The sequence below is a fragment of the Pelomonas sp. BJYL3 genome (assembly GCF_027257975.1).
GTDB lineage: Bacteria > Pseudomonadota > Gammaproteobacteria > Burkholderiales > Burkholderiaceae_C > Roseateles_B > Roseateles_B flavus.
The window spans coordinates 1-15,708 of the sequence record NZ_JANZKX010000012.1; the positions used below are offsets into that span (position 1 = coordinate 1).

The window sequence follows — 15,708 nt, forward strand, 5'->3', positions numbered from 1 at the left end:
TGCAACTTCATCGTTGGCGAGTCTTGGACCAGGGGCTTGGCGCCCATCAGGAAGAAGCTATCCATGTCGCCATTGCAACCGATGGCCGATCACGGCGCATCAGGGAAGTTATGCAGCGGTCTCAGCTCAGGGGCGCTGGCCGGGTCGTCGCAATGCGAAGATGCACGCCATCGACACACGATGCGCGGAGCAGGCACGGCATGGACAAGCAAGGAATCTTCTGGGGCGGGCGCACGAGTCGGCGCTGCATGCTGGCGGGCCTGCTTGCCTGGGGCGCGGTCTTGCCTGGCCTCGCGACGGCCGCGCTGCCCGAGACGGTCCAGCAGCTCAAGCCCTCCGTGCTGATGGTCGGCACCTATGCCGAGACCGACACCCCGCGCTTCAACTTCCGTGGCACCGGCTTTGCCGTGCTGGAAGGGCGGCATGTGCTGACCAATGCGCATGTGATCCCCGAGGCGGCGAGCCTGATCGAAGGGCGGCGCCTGGTCGTGCAGGTGCCCGAGGGCAAGGGCAAGTGGAGCCAGCGCACGGCCCTGGTGGTGGCTCAGGACGTGAGCCGGGACCTGGCCCTGCTCAGCGTCGATGGCGCGCCGGTGAAGCCGCTTCGCCTGGCCTCGGCCGATCAGCTGCGCGAGGGCATGGACATCGCCCTCATGGGCTTTCCGCTGGCCGGCGCCGTGGGCTACACGGCCGTCACGCACCGCGGTGTGCTGGCCGCCATGACCGATGTGGTGCTGCCGCCGCCGGTGGCGCAGGCCCTGTCCCCACGGGCCATCCGGCAGCTGCGCGACGGTGGTTTCCAGGTGATGCAGCTGGATGTCACGGCCTACCCCGGCAACAGCGGCGGTCCGGTCTTCGAGCCGGACAGCGGCCTGGTGCTGGGCGTGGTGAGCATGGTGCTGATCAAGGGCACGCGCGAATCGGCGCTCAGCTCGCCGACGGGCATCACCTATGCCATCCCGGCCGATGTGGCGGCGGAGTTCGTTCGCAGCAGCAAGCCTTGAACGCCGCGCCCGCCCCCTTGAACGACGGGGAAAACCCGTCCGGCTGCCCGGCGGGGGCGCTCCTAGAATCTTCGCTCTCGCTCAAGGAGTTTTCATGGTCACTGCCCGTCGAGGCAAGGCGTCTTCCACGCAGGATCCGGCCGGCAAGGCAGGCCCGCGTGTGCTCAAGAAGTACCCCAACAGGCGTCTCTACGACACCCAGACCAGCAGCTACATCACCCTGGCCGATGTCAAGGCCATGGTGCTGCAGGGCCAGAGCTTCGAGGTGCGCGATGCCAAGACCGGTGACGACCTCACCCGCTCCATCCTGCTGCAGATCATCCTGGAGGAGGAGACCGGCGGCGTGCCCATGTTCACCACCCAGATCCTCGAGCAGATCATCCGCTTCTACGGCCACGCCATGCAGGGCGTGATGGGCGCCTACCTCGAGAAGAACCTGCAGACCTTCACCGACCTGCAGCACAGCTTCGTCGAGCAGAGCAAGGGGCTGCCCTTCAGCCCCGAGCTCTGGACGCAGTTCCTCAGCGGCCAGACGCCCGCCATGCAGGGCCTCATGGGCAGCTACATGGAGCAGTCCAAGAACCTGCTGACCCAGATGCAGGAGCAGATGCAGCAGGCGGGATCGATGTTCCCCGTCATGCCGGGGATGCCTGGATTCGGCGGCAAGAAGTAGGCGTCCCGGGCCTTTCAGCGCTGACGCCGGCGCCAAGAAGTCGTCAAGGCGCGGCCATTTGACGGCGCGATGAACGGGCTGCGTGGGTGCGGCGCGCGTCACCGCCTAAAATCGCGGGATGAGCGCATCCACCTCCCAGGGCCAAGAGGCCGTCGCGGCCACGCCCGCCCCCAAGATCGGCTTCGTCAGCCTCGGCTGCCCCAAGGCCCTGACCGACTCCGAACTCATCCTCACCCAGCTGCGGGCCGAGGGCTATGACACCTCCAAGACCTTTGCCGGGGCGGACCTGGTGATCGTCAACACCTGCGGCTTCATCGACGATGCCGTCAAGGAAAGCCTGGACACCATCGGCGAGGCGCTGGCTGAGAACGGCAAGGTGATCGTCACCGGCTGCCTGGGCGCCAAGAGCGGGGCCAACACCGACAACCTGGTGCGCGAGGTGCACCCCAGCGTGCTGGCCGTCACCGGCCCGCACGCCACGCAGGAGGTGATGGACGCCGTGCACCTGCATGTGCCCAAGCCCCACGATCCCTTCGTGGACCTGGTGCCGGCCCAGGGCATCAAGCTCACGCCCAAGCACTACGCCTACCTGAAGATCAGCGAGGGCTGCAACCACCGCTGCTCCTTCTGCATCATCCCCAGCATGCGCGGCGATCTGGTCTCGCGCCCCATCGGCGACGTGCTCAACGAGGCCCGCGCGCTGTTCGAGGCCGGCGTCAAGGAGCTGCTGGTCATCAGCCAGGACACCAGCGCCTATGGCGTGGACGTCAAGTACCGCACCGGCTTCTGGGACGGCAAGCCCGTCAAGACCCGCATGTTCGACCTGGTCGCGCAGCTGGGTGAGCTGGCGAAGCAGCATGGCGCCTGGGTGCGCCTGCACTACGTCTACCCCTATCCGCACGTGGACGAGGTGCTGCCGCTGATGGCCGAAGGCCTGATCCTGCCCTACCTCGACGTGCCCCTGCAGCACGCCCATCCGGACGTGCTCAAGCGCATGAAGCGCCCGGCCAATGGCGAGCGCAACCTGGAGCGCATCCAGGCCTGGCGCGCCGTGTGCCCGGACATCGTCATCCGCTCCACCTTCATCGCCGGCTTCCCCGGCGAGACGGAAGCCGAGTTCCAGTACCTGCTGGACTTCATGAAGGAAGCCCGCATCGACCGCGCCGGCTGCTTCGCCTACTCGCCCGTGTCCGGCGCCTCGGCCAACGAGCTGCCGGGTGCGCTGCCCGACGAGGTGCGCAACGAGCGCCAGGCGCGCTTCATGGAGGTGGCCGAGGCCGTGTCCATTGACAAGCTGCGCAGCCGCATCGGCGCCACCATGCAGGTGCTGGTCGACTCCGCCCCGGCCCTGGGCCGCAAGGGCGGCGTGGGCCGCAGCTACGCCGACGCGCCCGAGATCGACGGCACCGTGCGCCTGCTGCCGCCCGAGAAGGCCAGCAAGACGCTCAAGGTGGGCGAGTTCACCCGCGCCCGCATCGTGGCCGCCGAAGGCCACGACCTGATCGGCCTGCCGATCTGAGCCCGACGCCCTGACCGGTGCCGGCCCGCGGCCGGCACCTCCCACCAGGGCCGGCGCCCGGCACCTCCGGGCGGGCCCGCCACCCACGCCTCCCGCCCATGAAGCCCAAGCGCGCCATTGCCACCGAGCAGATCCACCATCCCTACCAGCCGCCCGAAGGCTGGGCCGCCATGCCGGTGGGCGTCTTCAAGGCCTCCACCGTGCTGTTCAAGGACACGGCGGACCTGCACACCTACCGCCCCCGCGACGGCAAGAGCTACCGCTACGGCCTGCACGGCACGCCCACCTCCTACACGCTGGCCGCGCGCCTGGCCACGCTGGAGGGTGCCGAGCACTGCCTGCTGACGCCCAGCGGCCTGTCCGCCATCACCGTGGTGAGCCTGGGCCTGCTGCAGCCGGGCGACGAGGTGCTGATCCCCGACAACGTCTACGGCCAGAACCGCCACCTCTGCACGGGGTTCCTGCCGCGTCTGGGCATCACGCACAAGGTCTACGACCCGCTGGATGTGCCCGCCTTCGAGGCCCTGCTGAGCGAGAAGACGCGCCTCGTGTGGCTGGAGGCCGCCGGCTCCATCACGCTGGAGTTCCCTGATCTCATCGGCCTGATCCGCGCCTGCAAGGCCCGCGGGATCACCACCGCGCTGGACAACACCTGGGGCGCTGGCGTCGCCTTCAAGCCTTTCGACCTGCTGCCGGAGCGCGAGCCGGGTTTCGGCGTGGACATCTCCATGCAGGCCCTGACCAAGTACCCCTCCGGCGGTGCTGATGTGCTGATGGGCGCGGTCTACACCCGCGACCAGGCCCTGCACGACCGCCTCAACGACTGCCACGAGCACCTGGGCTACGGCCTGGGCCAGAACGATGTGGAGCTGGTGCTGCGCGGTCTGCCGACGCTGGAGCTGCGCTACCGCGCCCAGGATGCCAGCACCCGCCAGCTGGCCCGCTGGATGCAGGCCCAGCCGCAGGTGGCACGTGTGCTGCACCCGGCGCTGCCAGGGTCGCCCGGCCATGCGCACTGGTGCGAGTTGAGTGGGGGCGGCGCGGCCTGCCTGTTCTCGGCCGTGTTCCAGCCGCAGTACAGCGCCGCCCAGGTGGATGCCTTCGTGGACGCGCTGGAGCTCTTCGGCATCGGCTACTCCTGGGCCGGCCCCATGAGCCTGGCCGTGCCCTACAACATGAGCCGCAGCCGCTCGCTGGCGCTGCCCTACGAGGCCGGGCACATCGTCCGCTTCGCCCTCGGCCTGGAGGCGGCGGACGATCTGCAGGCCGACCTGGCGCAGGCGCTCAGGCGTCTGGGCTGAGGTCCGCGGGGGCGTCCGGGTCAAAGCCCGGATCGAAGCCGGCCGCGGCAAAATCCCGTGCAAGCCGGGCGCGCCAGGCGATCTTGTCGGTGTCCGGCGCGAAGCTGGCCGCCAGGCTGTTGTCCAGCAGGCGGTGCCATTCGGCCAGGCCCAGCTGCGGCATCGCGCGGGCGCAGGCCTCGATGTTGTCCATCAGGTAGCCGCCGAAGTAGGCGGGGTCGTCCGCATTGACCATCGCGCACAGGCCCTCGGCCAGCAGCTGCGGCAGGCAGTGTTCCTCAAGACGCTGCACCACGCGCAGCTTGACGTTGGACAGGGGGCAGACCGTCAGCGGCGTGCCCGCCTGGCGCAGGTGGGCGACGAGGGCCGAGTCTTCCAGGCAGCGAACACCGTGGTCGATGCGCTCGGCGTGCAGGCTGCGCAGGGCATCCCAGATGTAGGCGGGCGGGCCTTCCTCGCCGGCATGGGCCACGCGGTGCAGGCCCAGGGCGCCCGCGGCGGCGAAGACCATGGCGAACTGCTCGGGCGGGTGACCCAGCTCGCTGCTGTCCAGACCGACGCCCAGCAGGTCCTCGCGGTAGGGCTTGAGGGCTTCCAGCGTGTCCAGGGCGGCCTCCTCGCTGAGGTGGCGCAGGAAGCAGGGAATGAGCCCGACGCTGAGCCCCAGCTCGCGCCGGGCGCGCGTGATGGCGGTGTTGAGACCCTGCATCACGAGGGCCAGCGGCACGCCGCGGTCGGTGTGGGTCTGCGGGTCGAAGAAGATCTCGCAGTGCACACACCCATCGGCCCGGGCGCGCTGGAAATAGGCCCAGGCCAGGTCCTCGAAGTCGCGGGCCTGCAGCAGCACGCTGGCCCCGGCGTAGTAGAGGTCCAGGAAGCTCTGGAGATTCTGGAAGTCGTAGGCCCGGCGCAGTGTGGCGACGTCGGGGTAGGGCAGGGTGATGCCGTTGCGCTGCGCCAGCGCGAACATCATCTCGGGCTCCAGAGTGCCTTCGATGTGCAGGTGCAGCTCGGCCTTGGGTGCCTGGCGCAGCAGGGCCAGCAGGGAGTCCATGGGGAGGCTGGGGTGGGGCATGGCTGTCCTCCGGGATCGGTGGAGACAGTATGGTCCGAATGTGGCGCCGCGCTTGTGTCCGTTGGCGTCAGCAAGGGAGGGCGAGGGGCTCAGTCCTTGCTGGGGCCGCCGACCTTGTGGCGCATCAGGCGGCCCTTTTCACGCTCCCAGTCCCGCTTCTTCTCGGTTTCGCGCTTGTCATGCTGGGCCTTGCCCTTGGCCAGCGCGATCTCGACCTTCACCCGCCCGTCCTTGTAGTGCAGGTTCAGCGGCACGATGGTGAAGCCGCGCTGTTCCACCTTGCCGATGAGGCGGCGGATCTGCTCCTTCTTCATCAGCAGCTTGCGCGTGCGGTCGGCCAGAGGGTTGACGTGGGTGGAGGCGGTGCGCAGCGGGTTGATGCGGCAGCCGATGAGGTAGAGCTCGCCGTCCTTGATCACCACGTAGCCATCGGGCAGCTGCACCTGGCCTTCGCGGATGGCCTTGACCTCCCAGCCCTCCAGCACGATGCCGGCTTCGTACTGCTCTTCGATGTGGTACTCAAATCGGGCGCGGCGGTTTTCAGCGATGGACATGGAGGCTCATTCGGGCCGCGTGCGGCCAATACAATCCCGGCATTGTATGAAGCATGTGAAGAAGTCCGTTCTGCTCTGGTACACGCCCCAGGAAATGCATGACCTGGTGACGGCCATTCCCCGCTATCCCGAGTTCCTGCCCTGGTGCGACCGCGCCGAGGTGCTGGAGACGCACGAGGACGGCGTCACGGCGCGCGTGGGCCTGTCCATCGCCGGGGTGCGCCAGTCCTTCTCGACGCGCAACACCCACGAGGGGCATGAGCGCGTGGCCATGCGGCTGGTCGACGGCCCCTTCTCCACGCTGGAGGGCGACTGGACCTTCCTCCCGCTGAGCGCCGGGCCGGGTCAGGCCCCGCAGGCCTGCAAGGTCGAGTTCGAACTGCACTACGCCTTCTCCAGCGCAGCCCTCGAGGCGGTGGTGAGCCCGGTCTTCGACCGCATCGCTGCGACCTTCGTGGATTCCTTCGTCAAGCGGGCCGAGGTGGTCTATGGCCCCCGCTGAGCCGGCAGCGATCCGCATCGAGCTGGTCTGGAGCCCGCGGCCGGGCTGCGTGCTGGCCGAGCCGCTGCTGCTCGCGGCTGGCAGCACGGTGTCGCAGGCCCTGTCGGCCTCGCCACGCTTCGCGCAGGACCGCGCGGGCCTGGAGGCGGGCGGACCGCTCTGCGTGGGGGTGTGGGGCCGTCAGCAGGCCCTGGAGACGGTGCTGAGGGACCGCGACCGGGTGGAGGTCTACCGGCCGCTCAGCGTGGATCCCAAAGAGGCCCGGCGCCTGCGCTATCGGGCCACCGGCCGGCGCATCGTCTCGCGGCACCGGCCGCTGTCAGGGAAGACGGGCGCCTGAGGGGCGCCGCTGCGGCCTGCTCAGCGGCAGTCCTTGTTGACGATGGCCTGCACGCGCTCGCGTTCGGCGGCGCGCTGTTTGTCGTCCATGAAGACCGTTTCGCCGGCGGCGTTGAGGGTCGATACCCGCAGGCCGGTGTCCAGCAGCACCAGGTTCTGGCGGGCGCGCTGGCAGTTCTCGGCGCGGGCGGCGGCGAGCTTCTTGGCTTCCTCGGCCTGACGAGCCTGGGCCTGCTCGGCCTCCTTCTTGGCCTGGCCTTGCTGGTCGGCGTCCTTCTTCGCGGCAGCCTGGGCTGCGGCGTTGGCGGAGGCTGCCGCAGCGGCGCTGGCTGCCGCTGCCTGGGCTGAGCCATACGGCACGACGGTGGCGCGGGTGCCGGGGGGGCGCAGCAGGATGTCCTTGTCCGCCACGCTGGGGGGCGGGGGCATGTCGCTGTACTGGATCTTGCCGTTGGCGTCCTTCCATTTCCACTGAGCCTCGGCCGCAGGGCCGAACAGCAGCAATGCGCTCAAGGACAGCAGTTGAAGGCAGGGAGAGAGGCGCAACGACATGTCAGTTCTTTTCCGAGTCAATCCAGCAAAGTGTAGGGCGGCCCCGCCGGCTTCAAGCCGGTGCCTGCGCCTGCAGTTGTCAGTGAATGTGAAACTGCCTTGACGCTAGTGGCCGTCTGTGCTGAAGCCAAGGCCATAGTTCACGACTTGCCCGGCTTCCCCCTTGCGTGCCGGGCCTGGCGACCGGTTTTCACAGCCGGCAGGGCAGGGCTCGCCCGACTTCCCTATAATGCCGCTTTGCGTCTGGAGCCACCCTCATGCGCCTTCTTGGAAAAGCGCTCACCTTCGACGATGTGTTGTTGGTGCCTGCGTTCTCCCAGGTGTTGCCCCGCGACACCAGCCTCGCCACCCAGCTGACCCGCAACATCCGGATCAACCTGCCCCTGGTGTCTGCCGCCATGGACACGGTCACGGAATCCCGCCTTGCCATTGCCATGGCACAGGAAGGCGGCATGGGCATCGTCCACAAGAACCTCACGCCGCAGCAGCAGGCCGCCGAAGTGGCCCGCGTCAAGCGCTATGAGTCCGGCGTGCTGCGCGACCCCATCACGATCACGCCCGACACGACGGTCCGTCAGGTCAAGGCGCTGTCCGAGCACCACGGCATCTCGGGCTTCCCGGTGCTGGAAGGCAGCAAGGTGGTCGGCATCGTGACCGGCCGCGACCTGCGCTTCGAGACCCGCATGGACGCCTCGGTGCGCGAGATCATGACCCCGGCCGAACGCCTGATCACGGTCAAGGAAGGCGCCTCGCTGGCTGAGGCCAAGGCGCTGATGCACACGCACAAGCTCGAGCGCGTGCTGGTCATCAACGACGCCTTCGAGCTGCGCGGCCTGATGACGGTCAAGGACATCACCAAGCAGACCAACTTCCCCAATGCCGCCCGCGATGCCCAGGGCAAGCTGCGCGTCGGCGCGGCGGTGGGCGTGGGTGAGGGCACGGAAGAGCGCGTCGAGTTGCTGGTGAAGGCCGGCGTCGATGCCATCGTGGTCGACACGGCCCACGGCCACAGCGCCGGCGTCATCGAGCGCGTGCGCTGGGTGAAGAAGAACTTCCCGCAGGTCGACGTCATCGGCGGCAACATCGCCACCGGTGCAGCGGCCCTGGCCCTGGTCGAGGCGGGTGCTGACGGCGTCAAGGTCGGCATCGGCCCCGGCTCCATCTGCACCACCCGCATCGTGGCCGGCGTGGGCGTGCCGCAGATCACCGCCATCGACTACGTCGCCACCGCGCTCAAGGGCACGGGCGTGCCGCTGATCGCCGACGGCGGCATCCGCTACTCGGGCGACATCGCCAAGGCCATCGCCGCCGGCGCCAGCGCCGTGATGATGGGCGGCATGTTCGCCGGCACCGAGGAAGCGCCGGGCGAGGTCATCCTCTTCCAGGGTCGCTCCTACAAGAGCTATCGCGGCATGGGCTCCATCGGCGCGATGAAGGCCGGTTCGGCCGACCGCTACTTCCAGGAAAACGACGAGACCACCAATCCCAACGCGGACAAGCTGGTGCCCGAGGGCATCGAAGGCCGCGTGCCCTACAAGGGGTCCATGGTCGCCATCGTCTTCCAGATGGCCGGCGGCGTGCGTGCCTCCATGGGCTACTGCGGTTGCGCCACCATCGCCGAGATGCACGAGCGCGCCGAGTTCGTCGAGATCACCGCCGCGGGCATTCGCGAAAGCCATGTCCACGATGTGCAGATCACCAAAGAGGCGCCGAACTACCGATCGGAGTAAGCCGGCAGGTGCAAAGCAGGGGCGACGCAGGTCGCCCCTGCTTTCATTCCGGCCCGCAGCAGCCATGAGCACAAGCAATGACCGTGTCTGAAAATCCGGCCCCCGCTCCCAAGACCGGGCGTCAGGCCGGGATGCTCTTCATCATGATTGCCGTGCTGATCGACATGATCAGCATCGGCCTCATCATCCCGGTGTTGCCGCCTCTGGTGGGCACCTTCGCCCGCACGCCGGCCGAGCACAATCTGGCCTATCTGGCGGTGGCCTTTGCCTTTGGCATCGCCAACTTCTTCGGCTCGCCCATCCTGGGCTCGCTGTCCGACCGCTACGGCCGCCGGCCGGTGATGCTGATCGGCTTTTGCGGCCTGGCGCTGAGCTTCTTCGTCACCGCCACCGCCACCGCCTTGTGGATGCTGGTGGCCGTGCGCCTGGTCAGCGGCGCGATGCAGGCCAATGCCGCCGTCGCCAATGCCTACGTGGCCGACATCAGCGCGCCGGAAGAGCGCGCCAAGCGTTTCGGCATGCTGGGCGCGGCCTTCGGCATGGGCTTCATCCTCGGGCCGGCCATGGGCGGCATCCTGGGTGACATCAACCTGCACCTGCCCTTCTTCGTGGCCGGCACGCTGGCCCTGGTGAACTGGCTGTACGGCTTCTTCGTGCTTCCCGAGTCCCTCAAGCCCGAGAACCGCCGCCCCTTCGAGTGGCGCAAGGCCAACCCGGTCAGCGCGCTCGGCCGCCTGGGCAAGCTCAAGGGCGTGGGCGGCCTGGTCTTCGTGCTCGGGCTGAGCGGCCTGGCGCAGCTGATCCTGCACAGCAGCTGGGTGCTCTACACGGCGCACAAGTTCGGCTGGGGTCCCAAGGCCAACGGCCTGTCGCTGTTCGCGGTGGGCGTGATGTCGGTCATCGTGCAGGGCTTCCTGATGCCTCGCCTGCTGAAGGCCTTCGCGGCGCACAAGCTGGTGATGTGGGGCCTGGCGTCCTCGGTGCTCACCAATGCCTTCTGGGGGTGGGCGACCGAGGGCTGGATGATGTTCGTGCCCATCGTCGTCAACGTGCTGGGCTTCGCCGCCGGCACGGCGCTGCAAAGCCTGATCTCCAACGCGGCTGACGCCCGCACCCAGGGCGAGACCATGGGCGCCGTCTCCTCGCTCAACAGCGTGATGGCGGTGCTGGCGCCGGTGATCGGCCCGGGCCTGATGTACCTCGTCTCGGACGTGCCGCCCACGAACTGGCTGGCCGGCGCGCCCTTCTACTTCTGTGCCCTGCTGCAGGCACTGTCCCTGTTCTTCGCCTGGCGCCATTTCGCGCGGGCCACCCCTTCGGCCAGCGCTGCCCCGGCGCCGGCCGGCCACTGAGTGAGCACCACCATGCATGACAAAGTCCTGATCCTCGACTTCGGCTCCCAGGTCACCCAGCTGATCGCCCGCCGTGTCCGCGAGGCCCATGTCTACTGCGAGATCCATCCGAACGACGTCTCGGACGACTTCATCCGCAGTTATGCACCTAAGGCCATCATTCTGTCGGGCAGCCATGCGTCGACCTACGAGGACCACGAGCTGCGCGCGCCGCAGGCCGTGTGGGACCTGGGTGTGCCGGTGCTGGGCATCTGCTACGGCATGCAGACCATGGCTGTGCAGTTGGGCGGCAAGGTCGAGTGGAGCGACACCCGCGAGTTCGGTTACGCGGAAGTGCGTCCCGAAGGCAGCACCCGCCTGCTGCATGGGCTGAAGGACTTTGCCACGGCCGAGGGCCACGGCATGCTCAAAGTCTGGATGAGCCACGGCGACAAGGTCACGGCGCTGCCACCGGGCTTCACGCTGATGGCATCCACGCCCAGCTGCCCCATCGCCGCCATGGCCAACGAGGCCAAGGGCTACTACGCCGTGCAGTTCCATCCTGAGGTCACGCACACCTTGCAGGGTCAGGCCTTGCTCACGCGCTTCGTGCGTGAGATCGCTGGCTGCAAGGGCGACTGGATCATGGGCGACTACATCGAGGAAGCCGTCCAGAAGATCCGCGAGCAGGTGGGTGACGAGGAAGTCATCCTCGGCCTGTCCGGCGGCGTGGACTCCAGCGTGGCCGCGGCCCTGATCCACCGCGCCATCGGTGACCAGCTCACCTGCGTCTTCGTGGACCACGGGCTGCTGCGCCTCAACGAGGGCGACATGGTCATGGACATGTTCGAAGGCAAGCTGCACGCCCGCGTGATCCGCGTGGATGCCAGCGAGCTCTTCCTGGGCCAGCTGGCCGGCGTCACGGATCCGGAGAAGAAGCGCAAGATCATCGGCGGTCTCTTCGTGGACGTGTTCAAGGCCGAGGCCGAGAAGCTCAAGGCCAGCGGCCAGGGTCACAAGGGCGCGACCTTCCTGGCTCAGGGCACGATCTACCCCGACGTGGTGGAAAGCGGCGGCACCAAGACCAAGAAGGCCACCACCATCAAGAGCCACCACAACGTGGGTGGCCTGCCGGAGCAACTGGGCCTGAAGCTGCTGGAGCCGCTGCGCGAGCTGTTCAAGGACGAGGTTCGCGAGCTGGGCGTGGCACTGGGCCTGCCGCCCGAGATGGTCTACCGCCATCCCTTCCCGGGCCCGGGCCTGGGCGTGCGTATCCTGGGCGAGGTCAGGAAGGACTACGCCGACCTGCTGCGCCGTGCCGACGCGATCTTCATCGAGGAGCTGCGCAACTGGAAGGACGAGGCCACGGGCAAGACCTGGTACGACCTCACCAGCCAGGCCTTCACCGTCTTCCTGCCGGTGAAGAGCGTGGGCGTGATGGGGGATGGCCGCACCTACGACTACGTGGTGGCCCTGCGCGCCGTGCAGACCAGCGACTTCATGACCGCCGACTGGGCAGAGCTGCCCTACGGCCTGCTGAAGAAGGTGTCGGGTCGCATCATCAACGAGGTGCGCGGCATCAACCGCGTGACCTACGACGTCTCGAGCAAGCCGCCTGCGACCATTGAATGGGAATGATTCTCATGGCTTCGGCAGCGTTCGGCAGCTATCGAGAAATCAGCATAAAACGTTGATTTACAAAGAAAAATTATCTCTGTAGCTATCGGCACCTATCGGTGGGCAGCAGACCAACTTGACGATAGATTCGACGGTAGCCACCAAGCGCCGTCCCAGCCTGAAATTTCTACCGTCACGCTGCTCGGCCCTTATGACGGTAAAAATCCGGCAAGAAGCTAGGATTCATGCGGGTTTCCGGGCGATTCTTAAGTCTGCGGTAGGGCTGACGGTAAATCGGTTCTGCCCCGGGAAGAAGGAAGCCCGATGCTCACCGACACCGCTTTGAAGAACCTGAAGCCGCGCGAGCGCCTGTACAAGGTGAGCGACCGCGACGGCATGTACGCCACCGTCTCTCCAGGCGGCACCGTCACCTTCCGCTACGACTACCGCCTGAACGGCCGCCGCGAGACGCTGACCCTCGGACGCTATGGGGCTGACGGTATTTCGCTGGCCAAGGCGCGAGAGCGGGTGCTGGAAGCCCGTCGCGCCGTCGCCGAAGGGGTGTCGCCCGCGCAGGGCAAACAGAGGGAAAAGCGCCGTCTGACGGAGGCAAAGCGCTTCGGCGAATTTACCGTCAGGTGGTCCGCCGAGGCGCGCATGGCCGACAGCACGCGGGCGATGCGCAAGAGCATCCTGGACCGCGACATCCTGCCCGTGTTCCAGAACCGGCTGCTCACCGAGATCACCGCCGACGACCTGCGCGAGCTGTGCAACAAGGTCAAGGCGCGCGGCGCGCCGGCCACCGCCGTACACGTGCGCGACATCGTCAAACAGGTCTACAGCTTCGCCATCCTGCACGGCGAGAAGGTGGCCAACCCGGCCGACGATGTCGGCCCCTCGTCTATCGCTACCTTCGTGCCGAAGGACAGGGCGCTTTCGCCCAGCGAGATCCGCGTCGCGCTCGACCAGATGGAGTACGTTGCCTCCTACCCCACCATCAAGCTCGGGCTCAAGCTGATCCTGCTGACGCTGGTGCGCAAGGGCGAGCTGATCAACGCCACCTGGGATGAGGTCGATTTCGAGAAGGCCGTCTGGAGCATTCCGAAGGAGCGCATGAAGGCCGCCAAGCCCCACAACGTCTACCTGTCGCAGCAGGCGTTGGACATCATGGTGGCGCTGCGTACCTGCGCCGGCGGCTCGCGCTATCTGATCCCCTCGCGCTACGACGCCGACAAGCCGATGTCCAACGCGACGCTGAACCGCGTCACGCAGCTGGTGGTCACCCGCGCCAAGCAGCACATGCAGCCGCTCGAGCCCTTCACCGTGCACGACCTGCGTCGCACCGGCTCCACTATCCTGAACGAGCTGGGCTTCAACAGCGACTGGATCGAGAAATGCCTGGCGCACGAGGACGGCCGCTCCTCGCGTGGCGTCTACAACAAGGCGGAATACGCCGAGCAGCGCCGTCACATGCTGCAGGAATGGGCCGACATGATCGACGCATGGGCCGCGGGCCGGGCGCACACGCCTACGCTGCTGCCGCCGTCGATGAAGGTGCTCACGACCCAGGCGTTGCTCTGACAGGCCGGCGCTTGCGCTTCCGCACGTCGGGCGAGGGCGCGCGCTTCAGCTGCGCGCTGTTCGACGCCTCGCGGCGCGATTCGAGCCACGCTTCCACCTCGGCGGCGTCCCACACCACGCAGCGCGGCGTGAGATTGAAGCGGCGCGGGAATTCACCCCGTCGCTCCATGTCGTAGATCGTTGTGTCCGCCAGGGGCACCATGCGATGCAACTCAGGGCGGCGGATCGTCCTGCGCAGCGCCGCATTGCTGTTGCTCGCAGCCAAGGCCAGTGTCGTGCGCTCGTCCTTCGGCGAGGCGCTTGGCCGATCTTGCTGGTTCGCGCTTTCCGGGTCTTGATCGCCGCGCATCGTCTGAGCCTTCCTTTGTTGGACGGCTCCATCTTCGATCCGCCGCCTTCTATCGAAAACCCGGCCCATCGCAGTCGGGAGCGACCCATCGCCGTGACTCACGAGATGGCTGGACGGCAGAGCTGACACCCGTACCGGCGATACCGGCGTATCCGTCTAATGCGTGGCTGCACATACCAATATCGCATGGAGTCATCTTCGAATTCAATGAAGTTGCATGGTTCTGTGACGCAAACCTATTCTTCGCTTCGGCCCGTTCCAGCGGTCTCGCTGGGCGGTCATCAACTACAAAGCAGAAGGCTTATCAATGCATCGCGCATCCATTCGTTCCCTGCGATCGTTTGATTCCGTGAGTGGTCTTTCCTCTGTTTCGGCGGCTGTCATGGCGGCCATGCTTCTTCCGGTCACCTTTGTCGCCTTGCCTGCCGACGTGACCTGCCCCCTCCCGCCGTACCACTAAGGCGGAAGTCCAGGTTGAAGGTTACTTGATCTCTTTGCCTGAAGCCGGTGTTGGCGAGTTCTTGCTGCGATGGCGCTGCGCAAACTCTGCCGGAGGGATGCGACCCAGACTGCTGTGCGGCCGCACCTCGTTGTAGTCCTGCCGCCAAGCCGCAATCGTCGAGCGCGCCTGCGGCAGGCTCTCGAACCAGTGCTCGTTCAAGCACTCGTCGCGGAACTTGCCGTTGAAGCTCTCGATGTAGCCGTTCTGCATGGGCCTGCCTGGCTGGATCAGGATGTGCCGCACGCCATGGGATTGCGCCCAGGCGATGAAGGCACGGCTGGTGAACTCCGGCCCGTTGTCGGTGCGCACCGCAGCGGGATACCCCCGAAACATCGCCGCCTGATCCAGCAGCCGGGTCACGTACTGCCCCGAGATGCCGTAGTCCACGGCGATGTCCACGCACTCGTGCGAGAAGTCATCGGCCACGGTCAGGCACTTGATGCGCCGCCCATTGGCCAGGCTGTCACTGACGAAGTCCATGCTCCACACCTCGTTGACGTGCGAAGCTACCGCCAGTGGCATGCGCTCGCTGAGCGCGCGCTTGGCCTTGTTGCGCTTGCGCACGGCCAGCTGCGCCTGGTTGTACAGGCGATAGACCCGCTTGTGGTTCACGCCGGGGAAGTCCAGGCGCAGCAGGTCGTGGATGCGGCGATAGCCGAAGCGGCGCCGCACCTGCGCGATCTCGATGATCCTGGCGCTGAGCCGCTGTGTCGCTTCACTGGGCACCGGCGGGTTGCGATAGCTGTCCCTGGAGAGCCCCACCAGGCGGCAGGCGCGTCGCTCAGACAGGTGATGCAGGTCGATCATCCTGGCTGCCGCTTCGCGCCTGGCCTGCGGGGCTAGGGCTTTACGCCGAAGACATCCTTGAGCGCATGAATGTCCAGATGCGCCTCGGCCAGCAAGCGCTTGAGCTTGGCGTTCTCGGCTTCGAGCTCACGCAAGCGCTTGGCGTCCGTCTGAATCGCCCCGGGTTTCGAGGAGGCTCCAACTCTGGAGAATGGAGCCATGAAGAAGTCCCCGAAGTTTTCGCCCGAGGTGCGTGAGCGCGCCGTGCGCATGGTGCTGGAGCACCGAACAGA

The 15,708-nt window shown here is 67.1% G+C and carries 14 protein-coding genes and 1 pseudogene; 10 read left to right on the top strand and 5 right to left on the bottom strand.

Annotated elements, in window-relative coordinates; translation table 11 throughout:
* The first annotated feature begins 200 nt into the window (after positions 1-200).
* From O9Y01_RS22880 to O9Y01_RS22895, 4 genes are all read left to right on the top strand, one after another.
* Positions 201-1,004 carry a S1C family serine protease gene (locus tag O9Y01_RS22880; RefSeq protein ID WP_269633966.1) on the top strand — a complete coding sequence of 268 codons (804 nt, stop codon included), beginning with the start codon at positions 201-203 and terminating at the stop codon, positions 1,002-1,004.
* A gap of 94 nt (positions 1,005-1,098) precedes the next feature.
* Positions 1,099-1,677, top strand: coding sequence for a polyhydroxyalkanoate synthesis repressor PhaR (gene phaR, locus O9Y01_RS22885; protein ID WP_269633967.1), 579 nt, complete (start codon positions 1,099-1,101; stop codon positions 1,675-1,677).
* A 118-nt stretch (positions 1,678-1,795) separates the two neighbouring features.
* Positions 1,796-3,196, top strand: coding sequence for a 30S ribosomal protein S12 methylthiotransferase RimO (gene rimO / locus O9Y01_RS22890; RefSeq protein WP_269633968.1), 1,401 nt, complete (start codon positions 1,796-1,798; stop codon positions 3,194-3,196).
* 98 nt (positions 3,197-3,294) lie between these two features.
* A complete protein-coding gene (locus tag O9Y01_RS22895) occupies positions 3,295-4,497 on the top strand; it encodes a PLP-dependent transferase (protein ID WP_269633969.1) in 1,203 nt (400 codons plus the stop codon).
* Here the strand turns inward: O9Y01_RS22895 and O9Y01_RS22900 are convergent.
* Together O9Y01_RS22900 and smpB are read right to left on the bottom strand one after the other, a co-directional pair.
* The gene (locus tag O9Y01_RS22900) at positions 4,481-5,572 is read right to left on the bottom strand and encodes an adenosine deaminase (protein ID WP_269633970.1); all 1,092 of its coding nucleotides are present in this window, start codon (positions 5,570-5,572) and stop codon (positions 4,481-4,483) included. The two genes, O9Y01_RS22895 and O9Y01_RS22900, sit on opposite strands and share 17 nt — an antisense overlap.
* An 89-nt stretch (positions 5,573-5,661) precedes the next feature.
* The gene (gene smpB, locus O9Y01_RS22905) at positions 5,662-6,126 is read right to left on the bottom strand and encodes an SsrA-binding protein SmpB (RefSeq protein ID WP_269633971.1); all 465 of its coding nucleotides are present in this window, start codon (positions 6,124-6,126) and stop codon (positions 5,662-5,664) included.
* A 46-nt stretch (positions 6,127-6,172) separates the two neighbouring features.
* Between smpB and O9Y01_RS22910 the strand changes: the two genes are divergently transcribed.
* Complete coding sequence (locus O9Y01_RS22910) at positions 6,173-6,628, top strand: type II toxin-antitoxin system RatA family toxin (protein ID WP_269633972.1); 456 nt, start codon at positions 6,173-6,175, stop codon at positions 6,626-6,628.
* Positions 6,615-6,968, top strand: a complete 354-nt coding sequence (locus tag O9Y01_RS22915) for an RnfH family protein (RefSeq protein WP_269633973.1) — start codon at positions 6,615-6,617, stop codon at positions 6,966-6,968. Before O9Y01_RS22910 ends, O9Y01_RS22915 begins: the two co-directional genes overlap by 14 nt.
* A 20-nt stretch (positions 6,969-6,988) precedes the next feature.
* Here O9Y01_RS22915 and O9Y01_RS22920 read toward each other — a convergent pair whose 3' ends face one another.
* The gene (locus tag O9Y01_RS22920; RefSeq protein ID WP_269633974.1) at positions 6,989-7,480 is read right to left on the bottom strand and encodes a DUF4124 domain-containing protein; all 492 of its coding nucleotides are present in this window, start codon (positions 7,478-7,480) and stop codon (positions 6,989-6,991) included.
* A 296-nt stretch (positions 7,481-7,776) separates the two neighbouring features.
* Here O9Y01_RS22920 and guaB point away from each other — a divergent pair, with 296 nt between their 5' ends.
* The 4 genes from guaB (at position 7,777) to O9Y01_RS22940 (ending at position 13,778) form a co-directional block, all read left to right on the top strand.
* Positions 7,777-9,249: an IMP dehydrogenase gene (guaB, locus tag O9Y01_RS22925; RefSeq protein WP_269633975.1), complete on the top strand. Its 1,473-nt coding sequence runs from the start codon at positions 7,777-7,779 to the stop codon at positions 9,247-9,249.
* Positions 9,250-9,326: 77 nt separating this feature from the next.
* Positions 9,327-10,601, top strand: a complete 1,275-nt coding sequence (locus tag O9Y01_RS22930; RefSeq protein WP_269633976.1) for an MFS transporter — start codon at positions 9,327-9,329, stop codon at positions 10,599-10,601.
* Between the two features lie 12 nt (positions 10,602-10,613).
* Positions 10,614-12,218 (top strand): glutamine-hydrolyzing GMP synthase, encoded by a 1,605-nt coding sequence (gene guaA / locus O9Y01_RS22935; protein ID WP_269633977.1) that lies wholly within the window; start codon positions 10,614-10,616, stop codon positions 12,216-12,218.
* Positions 12,219-12,521: 303 nt separating this feature from the next.
* Positions 12,522-13,778, top strand: coding sequence for a tyrosine-type recombinase/integrase (locus O9Y01_RS22940; RefSeq protein ID WP_269633978.1), 1,257 nt, complete (start codon positions 12,522-12,524; stop codon positions 13,776-13,778).
* Here the strand turns inward: O9Y01_RS22940 and O9Y01_RS22945 are convergent.
* Complete coding sequence (locus O9Y01_RS22945) at positions 13,756-14,127, bottom strand: helix-turn-helix transcriptional regulator (RefSeq protein ID WP_269633979.1); 372 nt, start codon at positions 14,125-14,127, stop codon at positions 13,756-13,758. The two genes, O9Y01_RS22940 and O9Y01_RS22945, sit on opposite strands and share 23 nt — an antisense overlap.
* A gap of 481 nt (positions 14,128-14,608) precedes the next feature.
* Positions 14,609-15,582: pseudogene (locus O9Y01_RS22950) on the bottom strand (IS3 family transposase); the annotation flags it as partial.
* Between the last annotated feature and the right edge of the window lie 126 nt (positions 15,583-15,708).